Here is a 14,217-nt window from a genome sequence, read left to right on the forward strand (position 1 = left end):
TCTTGCCTGCACCTTTGCCATGACGCTCGATGACCAGCGTCACTACAGACTTGGCGTCCTGTTCGGCGCGATTTCTGCACTTGCCTGGTCTTCATCAGGCCTGTTCGTCCGCCATATCACCACCGACCTGATGACCATGCTGTTCTGGCGCGGCCTGTTTTCGGGCACGTGCGTGTTTCTGTTCTTCATCTACCTGGAACGGGGTCGGGTGCCGGGCATCCTGCGCCGCATGGGTTGGCCAAGCCTGCTTGCGACGATCTTTTCGGCAACCAGCATGATCTCCGGCATCGGATCGATGTATTACACGTCGATCGCCGATGCGATGGTGATTTATGCGACGGTACCGTTTGTGACAGCCGCGCTGGCCTTCGTTTTCATCGGGGAACGGCCCAGCCGTTCGACGCTGATCGCCAGCGGTGTGGCCATGGTCGGCGTTCTTGTGATGCTGACCGATGGGCATGGCGGCAGCGGCGGTGGAAGCGGGCTGTTTGGCAAGCTGCTGGCGGCAGTGATGACGCTTTCGGTTGGTGCGATGGCCACCGTCATGCGCAAACATCGCGAGGTGCCGATGTTGCCGGCTATGGCCGGATCGGCCTGGCTCTGCTCCTTCGTCACATTCTGGTTTGCCGCGCCGCTGGCTGTCTCGGCACCGGACCTCCAGTTGATCGTGATCTTTGCGATCGTGCAGAACGCGATGGGCCTCATTTTGTATACCGCCTCGACTCGGAGACTGCCGGCGGCGGATGCCAGCCTGTTGACGGCGCTCGAAGTGCCGCTGACTCCACTGTGGGTCTGGCTCGTGCTCAACGAGGTCCCGTCCCCGGCAACGCTGATCGGTGGCCCGATCGTGTTGGCGGCGCTGTTTGGCCATATTCTCTACGAAGTCCGACGCAACCGGGCCGTACCGGTGGTGCCAGCGCCCTGACATCGGGGTCGGCACGCAGATCTGAGATAATATAAGTCCATTGATTGACGTGTTTTTCGTATTTCCGATGCGCGGATTTCGGCATGGCGCATGTGTTGCAGATTTGTACATCTATAAAATTCCACGATCCAGCGTGGGGAACAAACTCCATCTCCAGGTGTTCTAGCGTCCATGGTAATCAAACGGAAAGGATGAAGCCATGAAGACGAAGATGCTTGCTCTCGGAGCTATCGTACTTGGCTCTATTGTGTCGCCTGTACTTGCTCAGGAAGGTACGATGACCGGCGCTGCCGGTGGCGCGGTCACCGGTGCGATCGTTGGCGGCCCGGTCGGTGCCGCCGTTGGTGGCGTGGTCGGTGCAATCGCCGGGACTGCTATCGATCCGCCGCCGCCGACCGTCGTCACCTATGTACGCCAGCAGCCGGTTCCGGTTGAGCCCGTTGTCGTCGAGCAGAGGATCGCTGTTGGCCAGCCGTTGCCGCAGCAGGTCGTGCTGACACCGATCCCGGAAGATCCGACTTACGCCTATGCCTTCGTCAACAACCAGCGTGTGATCGTTGACCCCGAGACCTACGTGGTTGTCGGCGTGGTGCAGTAATTCAGAATGGAACACAAAGTTCCCGCCCACGTTTAGATCTCTAGCCGAGGCTTGTCGCGCATCTGGCGAGACGAGCCTCGCTTTCCAAGGAGGAAAACCCATGCAGGACCAACGTCCAAACGTCACCCCGCCAAACGTCACGCAGAATGCTGGCATGAGTGGAACCGCAGTTGCCATCGCGGCGCTGCTTGTCGTCGTCATTGCGGCCGGTGCTTTCATGCTGTTCGGCGGATCGACCACTGAACGGGAAACCACGACAATGCCGGCCACGGAAAGCTCGGCACCGGCAGCAACGCCGCCCGCGGCACCGACGCCGCCGGCCGCAAGCACCGAGGCTCCGACCCCTCCGGCGGCCACTGATGTTGCTCCGGCTGCACCTGCCGAGCCGGCCCCTGCCGCGCCGGCCCCGGCAACGTCCGCCCCTAGCGGTGGCGCGGCGGCCCCGACCACGCCGTAACCTGAAAGCAGACGAGCCGGCCGAGATGGCCGGCTCGTTTACTCGTGGTCTTGATTTGCCCTGTCGATCCACCCCGAGTCCAGGCTCGATCAGCCAATGTGGATGAGCGCAATCCGATCCGGAGCAAGATCGCTCCCTAGTTCACCTTGGCCGGCTTGCCCCATTCGGCAATGGCGATACCCCCAAGCACAAGCGCCAGGGCGATGATGTGGAAGAGTTCGAGCGTTTCGCCGAGCAGGCTGATCGACAACAGTGTTCCGAACACCGGGACGAGATTGATGAACAGACCGGCACGGTTGGCGCCGATGCCTTCGACGCCCTTGATGTAGAGAATCTGCGAGATCAGCGACGGAAAGACCGCGCAATAGAGAATGATCAGCCAGCCGCGCGTGTCAGGCAGGATCATCTCTGCATTTCCAGCCTCCCAATAGAGCAGCGGCAGGCAGGTGAGGGCGGCGGCAAGGGCTGGCCCTGCCATCAGGCTCTTCCAGTGCACGGCCGGCTTCCAGCGCAGGGCGATCGTGTAGACGGCGTAGCTGAGGCCGGCAAACAGCATGATCAGGTCACCGTAGTTCAGTGACAGCGTCAGCAGGGTCATCAGGTTGCCGTGCGAGGCGGTCAGGGCCGCGCCGATAAAGCTGATCAGGAACCCAAGGATCTGTACCTTGGAAACGGGAATGCGGAAGAGCAGGAAATTGATGACGAAGATCAGCACCGGTATGGCGCCCTGCTCGATGGCCCCGTTGACGGCGCTGGTGTATTTCAGTGCCGTATAGAGAAAGCCGTTGAATGCGGCGTAGCCGACCGCGCCATAGGCCACGAGCAGCATCCAGTTGGCCTTGAGGACCGGCCAGTCCTTGCGGATTTGCGGCACCGAGATCGAGATGATCAGGCCTGCTGCGAGAGCCCAGCGGCCGAAGCTCAGCACCATGGGACTAACATGGCCGAGCGCGAGCTTGCCGGCAACCGTATTACCACCCCATAGCAAGGTGGTGATGACCAGATAGACATAACAGCGAATGGACAGAGGCATCACAATTCCCGGCATGAACCGCGCCTTGACGAAGCAGCCTGCTCAACTGTTCAAGCGCGAATGGTGTCGGAAATAGGGGAGGGCTGCCGCTTTGTCACGCAAAAAGCCAAATCACGCGTCAATACGGGTCGATTTCCGAAAAACAACACAGTATAGATGCGCGGGTTTGGGTAGAGCGCAGCGTTGCGCGATAGACAGGATTACGAAATGACGAATGTCGTGGTGATTGGTTCGCAATGGGGTGACGAGGGCAAGGGCAAGATTGTCGACTGGCTCTCCGAACGTGCGGACATCGTGGTTCGCTTCCAGGGCGGACACAATGCTGGCCACACGCTCGTCATCGACGGCGTCTCCTACAAGCTGTCGCTCCTGCCGTCGGGTGTAGTGCGCCCGGGCAAGAAGGCGGTGATCGGCAATGGCGTGGTCGTTGATCCGCATGCGCTGATCGCCGAAATCGGCCGCCTGAAGGACCAGGGCGTCGAAGTGACCCCGGACAATCTGCGAATCGCCGAAAATGCCACGCTGATTCTGTCGCTGCACCGCGAACTGGACGGCATGCGCGAGGACGCTGCCTCCAACAGCGGCACCAAGATCGGCACCACCCGTCGCGGCATCGGCCCTGCTTATGAAGACAAAGTCGGTCGTCGCGCCATCCGCGTGATGGATCTGGCCGATCTGGACGCACTGGGCGGCAAGGTCGAGCGCATCCTCACGCACCACAATGCCCTGCGCCGTGGCTTCGGCGCCGTGGAAGTCGAGCACAAGACGATCATGGAGGAACTTTCCTCGATCGCGGAACGCGTCCTGCCCTTCATGGACAGCGTCTGGCGTCTGCTCGACATCGAGCGCCGCAAGGGGTCGCGCATCCTGTTTGAAGGCGCGCAGGGCTCGCTGCTCGACATCGACCACGGCACATATCCGTTTGTGACCTCGTCGAACACGGTTGCCGGCCAGGCCGCTGCCGGTTCCGGCATGGGTCCCGGCTCGCTCGGCTATATCCTCGGCATCACCAAGGCTTACACGACCCGCGTCGGCGAAGGTCCGTTCCCGACCGAACTGACCGACGAGATCGGCCAGTTCCTCGGCGAGAAGGGCCATGAGTTCGGTACCGTGACGGGCCGCAAGCGCCGTTGCGGCTGGTTCGATGCTGCACTGGTGCGCCAGTCTGTCGCCACAAATGGAATCACCGGCATCGCGCTGACCAAACTCGACGTTCTCGACGGGCTGGAAGAGCTGAAAATCTGCGTCGGCTACAAGCTGGACGGCCAGGAAATCGACTATCTGCCGGCAGCGCAGGCTGCCCAGGCGCGCGTCGAGCCGATCTACATCACGCTCGAAGGCTGGAAGGAATCGACCGTCGGCGCCCGCAAATGGGCGGATTTGCCGGCTCAGGCGATCAAGTATGTCCGTCAGGTCGAGGAGCTGATCGGTGCGCCGGTGGCTTTGCTGTCGACCAGCCCAGAACGCGACGACACCATACTTGTGACAGACCCTTTCGAGGATTAATAAGATTCTGTTAGTGTTTTGCTGGTCCACCCCGGATCGGCGATCAAGAGAAAGTGCTGATGGCTGACTTTATCGCAGTGATTCGACGGGCCGTGGACGGCCTGTCGAACAATACTCCGGAGATGCGCGCGAAGGTCTATGAGAAGGCACGCGCTGCCGTGGTCCGGCAGCTCGAGAACATGTCGCCGCGTCCACCGGAGCAAATGCTGCAACGCCAGCTCTCCAAGCTGGATGCCGCGATTCTCGAGGTTGAAGCGGAGCATGCCGAGGCCTTGCCTGCGGCCGATGAGGCTTTGGCTGATGAGCCTGCGGCCGATCCAGTTGTGGAAACTGCCGTCGCAGCCGAACATCCCGCATGGAGCCAGGAAGAGCCGGAGGCCGAAACCTCTGCGCATCCCGATGACGCCAGCGCGTATCATGAGCCGGAAACTGTGGCGAACGATGCGACGACGGCCGAGCCCGAGGCTCCGGTCGCCAGCGGCGATGACTGGGCCGATGCGCATATGGCGGATGAACGGCCTTTGGAGCCGGCTGACGCGCCAGCGTTCGAGCCGGTTGCAGAGCCGGTCGAAGCTGATGTGCCGGAGCCGTATTCTGCGCCGCAGGTCTGGGAAGAGCCGGCTTATGCCGCTGCTGACGAGCCGCATGCCGAGGTCGTCGAGACGCCGGACTATTATGCGCCGTCCGTTGACGATGAGCCGTTTGCATCCGAGCCGGAACAGGAGCCGGTACCAGAGCCCGCTCCGGAGCCCGAGCATTACTACGAGACGCCTGCCGCCGCAGAGCCAGACGCACCCGAAGGTGTTGTTGACGAACCGCGTGCGTGGCAACCGGGCGACGACCCCGCATCGCTGATCTGGGACGAAGAAAGCCACGCGACTCAAGCTGCTGCGACCTATGAGAATGATGCAGCGGTTGCGCGTGCGCCGGTGGTCGATGCTGTCGATGACTGGCTTGCCGATCGCAATCCGGAATCGGGCCAACCGGCCATCCCCACAGCCAGCTGGGATCTTCCGGAGATCGGTGCAGAACGCCCGGCATTCGATCCGCATGAACTTCCCGAAGTAACGGCAGAGCCGTCGGCGATTTCGTTCACACCGGCCAGCGGCTTTCCGGCCTATGATCCGGAAAGAACCGAAACCACTTCAGTCGCAAACGATCCGCACGACATCCTGCTTGGCGATGCTGCCTATGGTTCGGAGCCTGCCACTGCCTATCCGGCAAAGGTCGAGAGCGAAGATTTCAGCCAGTGGTTCAACGATACGGCAGGTGACCTGAGCAAGGTTCCGCCGACGTCGGTCGAGGCTGCTGCCGTCTTGCCTGCAGGCGGTGAATGGGACGACCAGCTGTCGACATTCTCGACGCATGCCGAAGGTGAAGCGGTCGAGCCTTCGGGCGAACCGGATGCCTACGGCGCCTACCGGCTCGAGCCGAAGAAGCCACGCAATTTCGCCCCCCTGATCTTTGGCGTACTCGGCGCCATTCTCGTGGTTGGCGGAGGCTTTGCTGCCTGGACCTATCGCGGCGAGATGGGCGAGATGGTCTCCAGTCTGACCGGCTCTTCCGCATCGACCACGGACACCGCGACGACACCGCCCGTTGACAGCGATCCGGCGGCGACGACGCCTGCTGCAACGACCGAGCAGCCGACGACAACGCCAGCACCTGCTGCGACGACCGAAGACGGAGCCGTCAGCGGTCAGAAGTTCACCCAGAGGCTGCTGGCCGACGGGACGGAGACGGATGCCGGCGCAGGTGCAACCGTTGCCGCCGATGCTCCCGCTGAAGGACGCTCGGTGTCTGCCCAGACGCTGGCCTCGACGGTAGAGCCGGGTGATGCTCCGCCCTCGACCGCGCCCGCGCCGACGCAGAACCCGCCGGCAGCCGGCAGCACGGCTGCGGCCCTGTCGGGTGACAAGGCTTTCCTCTACGAGGAGAAGCTTGGTCAGACGACACCGGTTGCCGTGCCCGGAACCATCACATGGTCTGCGGTGCGCGAAACCGGCGAAGACGGCAAGCCCAATCCTCAGATCCAGGGCAGGATCAATGTGCCGGAACGCGGCATGTCGGCACTGGTGACGATCAAGCGTAATGCCGACAGTTCGTTGCCGGCAAGCCATATCATCGAGGTTGTCTTCTCGGTGCCACCGGATTTCGAAGGCGGCGCAATCGAGAACCTGCAGCGCATCGCGATGAAGCGTACGGAGCAGGATCGCGGCGACCCTCTGGTCGCGGTTTCGGCCAAGGTCACCGATGACACCTATCTGGTGGCGTTGAACGATTTCGAGGATGTGGTGAAACGCAATCTCGACCTGCTCGCGACCCGCGGCTGGATCGACATTCCTGTCATCTACCGAAATGGACGGCGTGCGCTGCTGACCCTGGACAAGGGGACGGATGGCGCTGCGGTGTTTACCCAGGTGATGAAGGAATGGGCGGCGCTTGCGGCCCCTGCCGGAAACTAAACGACCTGTCATTCAGGCAAAATAAAACCGGGTGTGGCGACACACCCGGTTTTTAGTTGCGGATTTTTGGCCTCAGGCTTCGACGACGCGCAGGGCCTTGGCACGTTCCAGAGCATCCTTCTGAACGGCTTCCTGGACCTTTTCAAAGGCGCGGACCTCGATCTGGCGGACGCGTTCGCGGCTGATGTCGAATTCCGACGACAGCTCTTCCAACGTGACCGGGTCTTCAGCCAGGCGACGGGCCTCGAAGATGCGGCGTTCGCGCTCGTTCAGAACGCTCATGGCACGCGCCAGCATGCGGCGGCGGGTTTCGAGCTCGTCCTGTTCGATCAGGACGGCTTCCTGGCTTTCGTGGTCGTCGACGAGCCAATCCTGCCACTGGCCGCTCTCGCCTTCGCTTGCCCGTAAGGGTGCGTTCAGCGATGCGTCGCCCGACAGGCGGCGGTTCATCGAGATGACTTCTTCCTCGGAGACCTTCAGCTTGGTGGCGATTTCCGTCACCTGGTCCGGCTTCAGGTCGCCTTCCTCGATCGCCTGGATCTTGCCCTTGAGGCGGCGCAGGTTGAAGAACAGGCGCTTCTGGTTGGCGGTCGTGCCCATCTTGACCAGCGACCACGAACGCAGGATGTACTCCTGGATCGAGGCCTTGATCCACCACATGGCATAGGTTGCGAGGCGGAAGCCGCGTTCCGGGTCGAATTTCTTGACCGCCTGCATCAGGCCGACATTGCCTTCCGACACGACTTCGCCGATCGGCAGGCCATAGCCACGATATCCCATGGCAATCTTCGCCACGAGACGAAGATGGCTGGTCACCATGCGGTGTGCGGCGTCGCGGTCGCCATGCTCAGCGTAACGTTTCGCGAGCATGTACTCTTCCTGCGGCTCCAACATCGGAAATTTGCGGATTTCATCCAGATAACGATTGAGACCGGCTTCGCCGGCTGTAATGCTGGGCAAACTATTGCGGGCCATAAAGCACCCCCTTCTTGTGCGGGGCTCCCTATATCGGCGAGCCCAATCTCCGTGGATCTGTCTCTTTCCCACAGAAATCCAGCTAACAAATAAGTATGGCAAAACCGCGTTTCAAGCGGTTTGTTCCATCACGAGACTGTGACGAAGTTGCCCCGGCGTGCAAGCGCCAAACGGTCATTCCGGATAGCGGAACAGATCCTGGTCGGCATCCTTTTTCCCGCCTAGGCGATTGGCTAGGATCTCGGCTGCAATCGTGGAGAAGGTGATGCCATTGCCACCGAAACCCATGATGGCGTGGACATGCTCGGTGCCGGGCAGGCGATCGATGATCGGCAGGCCGGTCGTGGTCGTGCCGAAGGGGGCGGACCAGCCATAGGCGGGTTTGCCGATGTCGATGCCGACCATGTCGCGCAGTTTGTCAGCGATTTTTGCAAATTTCTGCTTCGCCTTGGCCGGATCCTGATGGGCGAGCGGGTCGATTTCGTCTTCACCGCCGGCAATGATGCGGCCGTCTGGGGTCGAGCGGAAGTAGAGGTAGGGATCGGAGCCTTCCCAGACGAGAAAGTCCTTCAGCCATTCAGGGCGCGGCGTATTGGGTTGCGAGGCGATGGCCCAGGTCGAGATGACCTGGTGCGACTTGCTCTCCAACTTGGTCAGGTATTCGTATCCGGTGCAGGCGATCAGGTCGGCCGTGGTCAGCAATTCGCCTTCGCTGGTTGCCACCACCACGCCGTCGCGCGTTTCCTTGTAGTCGGTGATCGTCAGCGGCGAGACGATCTCGACGCCGCGGCTGACGGCGACCTGCAGCAGGCCAGCCGTCAACTGTGCCGGATTGGCGGACGCCGAACAGTTTGAGACGATGGCGGCGGTGCGATCAATGCCGAAGCGCTCGGCCAGCGCGGCGCCGTTCAGATACTCGGCATCGAGGCCGATGGCGCTGCGCATCTCGGCTTCCTGTTTCAGCGCGCGCAAGCCGTAGCTGTCGCCAGAGACATAGAGGGTCTTGCGTGCCTCGAAGCTGCAATCCAGCTGCAATTCCTTGACCAGCTCGGACAGGCGGGCAACCGATGCCGCAGAGCGCCGCCAGGCACGGGCGGCGTGCTTGTCGCCGATCATCTGCGACAGTTCGTGCAAAGGCGTGTCGATCTCGTGCTGGATCATCGCCGTACTGGCCATTGTGCTGCCACGGACGGGATCGCGCCGATCGACAATCAGGATGCGCAGCTTGCGCCGCGACAGCGCCTCGGCCATCAAGGCGCCGCTGATGCCGGCCCCGATGATGATCGCATCATACTCTTTGCGGCTGGCCTTGCTGGCGGCGTCTACGGTTATGTTGGGTGTGGCACTCCAGAACGGTCTGGCGCTGCGCAAATCGCGCGATCTGTTGATCGTCTTGCCACGGTCACTCATACGGAATCCCCTTGCCCAGGCAGCAAAAGGGCTGCCTCTGTTCCCCCGACAACGCGCTCGCGGCAAGGGGGTTTCGTCAGGCTTGCGAAAATTCCGCCGACCTACCGGATTTCCACACCCTGCTGTCTGCGCCGGTGGGTTTTCCTGTTGCCAGAGCGGTGTCAGTAGCGTTGTGCTAGATCACAATTGTCGTCTAATACCGGAGGTCCCGCGTGACATTGTCTTCCTATGCGCAGGGGCTGCTTGCGGTGACGATTGCGACCGTCGCGCTGAGCACGGCGGGCCTGATGACGCGTCTAGTCGCGATCGACGGGCCGACACTTCTGTTCCTGCGCGGCGCGATCGCCAGTGTATTCCTGCTGGTCTGCCTGCTGGCGAGCGCCAGGGGCCGGGTCTTTGCCGATTTTGCGCGGCTTGGCTGGTCAGGCCTGGTGATCTGCGCAACATCGGCCGCCTGCGCCATGCTGTTCATCGGCGCGCTCTACACGACATCGGTGGCCCATGTCGCGATTATCTTTGCCACGTGTCCGTTTGTCTCTGCTGGCCTTGCTTTCCTCATTCTGGGCGAGCGCCCGAGCCGGTCTGCACTTGTTGCCAGCGGCGTGGCGCTGGCCGGTGTCCTGGTGATGATCGGCAGTGGCGAGGAGGGGACACTGGCCGGCGATGCGCTTGCCTTTGCCATGACGTTCATGGTGGCACTCTGGACCGTGCTGGTCCGGCGTCATCCCGACAAGCCGGCCTTGCCGAGTACCATTGTCTCCTGCCTGATGAGTGCAGCGGTGGCGCTGCCATTGGCTAGTCCGCTTGCCGTGTCGTCGCATGACCTGCTGGTCGTGCTTGTCTTCGGGGTGTTTGCCTTTTCCCTTGGCTTCCTGCTGCTGACCATCGGGTCGCGTTACCTGCCGCCGGTGGAATCGGCACTGATCGGGGCGCTCGATGCGCCGCTTGCACCTTTTTGGGTCTGGCTGTTCGTCGGCGATACGCCGGCGGATACGACGCTGATCGGCGGCGTGATCGTGCTGGCGGCGGTCTGCATTCACATCCTGTCGGCCAGGTGGACGGCGGCCGGCTCTGTGGCCCCCGCCGACAACTGATCGGCTCTGCCGCGGGGAATGAGCGATCACATGGCTTGCAGGGCTTCGATGACGGTTTGCAGGTCTTCCGGAATGGGCGCCTCAAAATGCATGGTTTCGCCGGTGCTCGGGTGTTCGAAGGCCAGCAGGTAGGCATGCAGGGCCTGGCGGTGGAAGCCGTTGACGATCGCCTTGGCGGCGTCGGGCAGCAGGTTGACCTTGGTCTTGAAGGCCATGCCGTAATCCTGGTCACCGATCAGCGGATGGCCGATATGAGCCATATGCACGCGGATCTGGTGGGTACGGCCGGTTTCGAGCCGGCATTCGACCAATGAGGCGAGGCAGGTCGCGTCCGGTTTTTCGCCATAACGCTCGATCACGGTGTAGTGGGTGATGGCCTCGCGCGCGTCGTCGGTGTCTTCCTTCTTCACCGTGCGCTTGGTTCGGTCGCCGGCGCGGCCAAGCGGCGCGTCGATCGTACCTGTCAGTGTGCGTGGACGACCCCAGACAATCGCCCGGTAAGCGCGCTCCAGAGGCCCGGTGCGGCCATGGTCGGCAAACTGGTCGGCCAGGTGGCGGTGAGCGAGGTCGTTCTTGGCGACGACCATGACGCCGGACGTGTCCTTGTCGAGACGATGGACGATGCCGGGACGCTTGACGCCGCCGATGCCCGAGAGGCTGTCGCCGCAATGATAGATCAGCGCATTAACCAGCGTGCCGGTCCAGTTGCCGGCGCCCGGATGCACGACGAGGCCGGGCGGCTTGGCGATGACGATCAGGTCGGCGTCTTCATACAGCACGTCGAGCGGGATGTTTTCGCCCTTGGGTTCCGGATCTTCGGGTTCGGGCAGTTCGATCGTCAGGGTGTCGCCGGGCTTGATCTTGCGCTTGGGTTCGGTGACGGCCTGGCCATTGATCTTGATCGCGCCCTGTTCGATCAGCGCCTTTACCCGGTTGCGGGAAAACTCACCCTCCAACTGTGCGGTCAGCCACGCATCGAGCCTGCCTTCGGCATCTTCGCCGGCAATCAGCTCTTTCATTGGCGCGGCTGCTTCGTTAAAGGGGTCGTTCATAATGTCATCCCGTGTGAGAACACCCGGCGGTGCGGCAGGTGTCTGGTGCCATTTGGCACAGGTTTTCGCCTTCCACAATCGACAGCCACAGCGCTTGGCTGATTTTCCCTGAATGGTTCGCATCAGGGAAGGTGCCTGTTTGACTGCGAACCTGACTGCGAACCGCTAGGAAAAAGACTGCTGCCATGTCTCATCTCGATCAAGAAAACCAGGACGAAAAGCCGCTGGATCCGGTCATGGAAGGCGTAAGGCGCAAGATGATCAAGCTACAGCTGATCTCGGGCGGTATCATGGCGGTGATGTTCATGGCCGTGCTGGTGGCGATCGCCTACAAGCTGACCCGCAGTGACGGAAAGCAGCCGGTTGCCGCGCAGACGACGCCATTTCTGGTGCCGTCCGATCAGCCCCTGGCGCTGACCGCGAACCTGCCGGCCGGTTTCAAGGTCGTGTCGACCTCGCTGTCCGGCAACCAGATCCTGATCTACGGCGAAACCGCTTCTGCGGAACGCAAGGCGCTGGTTCTCGACCTTTCTGTCGGGCGCGTCATTGCCGACATTACGCTTGGCGGAAACTGAGCTCTGATGGCCGCTGCCCATCTGATCGAGATCACCGATCCGGCCGATCCGAGGATTGCCGAATTTTCGTCGATCAGGGAGCGTGATCTGACCGGCCGTCAGGGCCGGTTCATCGCCGAAGGTACGGTCGTGCTGTCGATGCTGGCAAAAGCGCATCTGGCTGACCGCGGGGTGCGGGCAGAAAAGATCCTGCTGCTGAAAAACCGGGTGGAGGGTGTTTCCACTCTTTTGACCCAGTTTGCCGCCGATGTTCCTGTGTATGTCGCGGAAGGAAGTGTCCTCGATGCGATTGCCGGCTTCCACCTGCATCGCGGCGTTCTGGCGGTCGGCTGCCGCCATGAGCCGCCTGCACTTGCAGCACACGTGGCGGCGTTGCCGGAGCATGCACTGGTGCTGGTTGGCTGCGGCATTTCCAATCACGACAATATCGGCTCGCTGTTTCGCAATGCTGCCGGCTTTATAGCCGATGCCGTGCTGCTGGACGAGACCTGCTGCGATCCGCTGTACCGGAAGGCACTGCGCGTTTCTGTCGGTTCGGTGTTGACGACCCCCTATAGCCGGCAGGGCTCGGCGGAGGCCCTGCTGGGTACGCTTGCCGAAGCCGGGTTCGAGATCTGGGCTTTGTCACCGTCGGGCAGTGTTGAGATCGGAGAGATCAGGCCGGGGCGGCGCGTTGCGCTGGTCATGGGCACTGAGGGAGAGGGGCTGTCGGCGTCTATCCTCGATCGCTTCCAGTCAGCCCGCATTGCGCAGGCGCCTGGCCTCGACAGCCTGAATGTCGGTACGGCAAGCGGGATCGCGCTCTACCATCTCTCCCGGGCGATGGGCAGGCTTGGCTGAATTCCTGATCGTCACTCAGCCGGGGAAGGCTGGCTTGTCTGGCCTGGCTGGCTGCGGGCAAGCTTCGGGTCCATGGCAATGACCCGGTCGACGAGGCTCTTCTGCACGCCAGGCTTCTGCGCCTGAGCCAGGAGGTCAGAGATAGGCGAAGTCGCCCCTTCTGTCGCTGCGGTCAGGACGATCATCTTGGCAGCAATGTCGCTCAATTCTTCGCGCAACGCGTTGTCGTCGGTTGTCGCCTTGGCGCGCAGCAGCCGGTCGGTCAGGGCAGCCTGGCGGGCACGGATCTCTTCGGCAAGGCGTTCAGGGTCGACCTGTGCAGGTGCCGGCAGGGTGTCGTCTTCGGTCATGTCGAGATCCTTGATGTCGGGGACCGGAAGATCTGCCTGCTTCAGGGCGCGAAATGCGGTTCGAAGCTGAGCGTTTGCAGTCTTCAGTTTGGCCTTGAATTCGGCGGCTTCGCGCGTGCGGCGTTCCAGCGACGTTTCGAGATCGGCGCGATCGGCCATCTTGCGGGACAGGTGATCATCGAGCCGGAGTGCCTTGTGCTCCTCCTGGGTGAGGCGGATTTCGGCATCCCTTGCACGCTTTACCAGCAACTTGTTCTCGCGGCGCAGTTCTTCGCGCTCGTCGCGCATCGATTGAACGCGGGTCTTGAGCACATCGATCTCGGTGTCGCGGCTGATGGCCTCGATGCGCATGCTGTCAACGTCGGACATGATGCGGCCGATACGGCGTGCCAGATCCTCAAGCTCAAGGTCTTTCGCCGCGCTGGCGATTTCGGCGCGCTTCAAGGTTTCCCTGACCGTCGAGGCGTCCACCTCCGAGCGGCGCAGCCTGGAGCGGAGGTCGGCTGCCTCCGTGCTCATCTCGTTGATCTGGCCCTTGTGTTCCTGATTGTCGGCAACCAGACGGCTGGCCTCGCTGGCAAGCGTCTCGTTCGACAAGGTCAGTGACAGGGACTTTTCCCGCTCGCGGGTGAGTTCATGCATGGTGCGGGCGTTTTCGGCGGCGTAGAGCGCGCGGACCATGTCCTTCTGCGCGCGGATCTCCTGCGGGCTGAGCGGCATGGTCGCTTTCAGCCTGTTCTCCGTATAGAGAACGACGCGTTGATGGATCGCAGGTGCAAGCAGCATCACCAGAAGCGCTGCGGCCATAAATCCCAATCCGAAAAGCAGGGCATATTCAATCACGGTCGCGCGCCATTTCAGCGTTCAGGCATATGTTAGAAGATATTTAACCACGGCCATCTGCCCTCGACAAGCCTCGGAGGCAAGCGTCAGGATC

General features: G+C 62.0%; 13 protein-coding genes. 8 read left to right on the forward strand and 5 right to left on the reverse strand.

From position 1 onward, the window contains the following. Nucleotides 1-19: 19 nt before the first annotated feature. The 3 genes from PDO_RS20400 (at nt 20) to PDO_RS28070 (ending at nt 1,980) form a co-directional block, all read left to right on the forward strand. Nucleotides 20-925, forward strand: a complete 906-nt coding sequence (locus PDO_RS20400) for a DMT family transporter (protein WP_007606339.1) — start codon at nt 20-22, stop codon at nt 923-925. A gap of 199 nt (nt 926-1,124) precedes the next feature. Next, nucleotides 1,125-1,523, forward strand: a complete 399-nt coding sequence (locus PDO_RS20405) for a DUF1236 domain-containing protein (protein WP_007606341.1) — start codon at nt 1,125-1,127, stop codon at nt 1,521-1,523. 100 nt (nt 1,524-1,623) lie between these two features. Continuing rightward, the gene (locus PDO_RS28070; RefSeq protein ID WP_007606343.1) at nt 1,624-1,980 is read left to right on the forward strand and encodes a hypothetical protein; all 357 of its coding nucleotides are present in this window, start codon (nt 1,624-1,626) and stop codon (nt 1,978-1,980) included. 136 nt (nt 1,981-2,116) lie between these two features. On the opposite strand, the gene PDO_RS20415 is transcribed toward PDO_RS28070, so the two are convergent. Then, nucleotides 2,117-3,007 (reverse strand): DMT family transporter, encoded by an 891-nt coding sequence (locus tag PDO_RS20415; RefSeq protein ID WP_458574665.1) that lies wholly within the window; start codon nt 3,005-3,007, stop codon nt 2,117-2,119. A 213-nt stretch (nt 3,008-3,220) separates the two neighbouring features. Between PDO_RS20415 and PDO_RS20420 the strand changes: the two genes are divergently transcribed. Both PDO_RS20420 and PDO_RS20425 read left to right on the forward strand, forming a co-directional pair. Further along, entirely contained in the window at nt 3,221-4,519 is a 1,299-nt protein-coding gene (locus PDO_RS20420) for an adenylosuccinate synthase (RefSeq protein ID WP_007606351.1), read from the forward strand. 59 nt (nt 4,520-4,578) lie between these two features. Beyond that, nucleotides 4,579-6,984: a hypothetical protein gene (locus tag PDO_RS20425; RefSeq protein ID WP_007606353.1), complete on the forward strand. Its 2,406-nt coding sequence runs from the start codon at nt 4,579-4,581 to the stop codon at nt 6,982-6,984. A 72-nt stretch (nt 6,985-7,056) separates the two neighbouring features. Here PDO_RS20425 and rpoH read toward each other — a convergent pair whose 3' ends face one another. After that, nucleotides 7,057-7,959, reverse strand: a complete 903-nt coding sequence (gene rpoH / locus PDO_RS20430) for an RNA polymerase sigma factor RpoH (RefSeq protein WP_007606354.1) — start codon at nt 7,957-7,959, stop codon at nt 7,057-7,059. 174 nt (nt 7,960-8,133) lie between these two features. Further along, the gene (locus PDO_RS20435) at nt 8,134-9,369 is read right to left on the reverse strand and encodes an NAD(P)/FAD-dependent oxidoreductase (protein ID WP_007606356.1); all 1,236 of its coding nucleotides are present in this window, start codon (nt 9,367-9,369) and stop codon (nt 8,134-8,136) included. 212 nt (nt 9,370-9,581) lie between these two features. Here PDO_RS20435 and PDO_RS20440 point away from each other — a divergent pair, with 212 nt between their 5' ends. Next, complete coding sequence (locus tag PDO_RS20440) at nt 9,582-10,463, forward strand: DMT family transporter (protein ID WP_007606358.1); 882 nt, start codon at nt 9,582-9,584, stop codon at nt 10,461-10,463. Nucleotides 10,464-10,489: 26 nt separating this feature from the next. Here the strand turns inward: PDO_RS20440 and PDO_RS20445 are convergent, their stop codons facing one another. Continuing rightward, on the reverse strand, nt 10,490-11,515 hold the full coding sequence (locus tag PDO_RS20445; RefSeq protein WP_007606360.1) for an RluA family pseudouridine synthase: 1,026 nt from the start codon (nt 11,513-11,515) through the stop codon (nt 10,490-10,492). Nucleotides 11,516-11,700: 185 nt separating this feature from the next. Between PDO_RS20445 and PDO_RS20450 the strand changes: the two genes are divergently transcribed. Beyond that, entirely contained in the window at nt 11,701-12,090 is a 390-nt protein-coding gene (locus tag PDO_RS20450; protein ID WP_007606361.1) for a hypothetical protein, read from the forward strand. Between the two features lie 6 nt (nt 12,091-12,096). Next, entirely contained in the window at nt 12,097-12,930 is an 834-nt protein-coding gene (locus PDO_RS20455; protein WP_007606363.1) for a TrmH family RNA methyltransferase, read from the forward strand. An 11-nt stretch (nt 12,931-12,941) separates the two neighbouring features. On the opposite strand, the gene PDO_RS20460 is transcribed toward PDO_RS20455, so the two are convergent. After that, the gene (locus tag PDO_RS20460) at nt 12,942-14,087 is read right to left on the reverse strand and encodes a hypothetical protein (RefSeq protein ID WP_007606365.1); all 1,146 of its coding nucleotides are present in this window, start codon (nt 14,085-14,087) and stop codon (nt 12,942-12,944) included. Nucleotides 14,088-14,217 lie beyond the last annotated feature (130 nt).

This window comes from Rhizobium sp. PDO1-076 (assembly GCF_000247475.1).
Taxonomy (GTDB): Bacteria; Pseudomonadota; Alphaproteobacteria; order Rhizobiales; family Rhizobiaceae; genus Allorhizobium.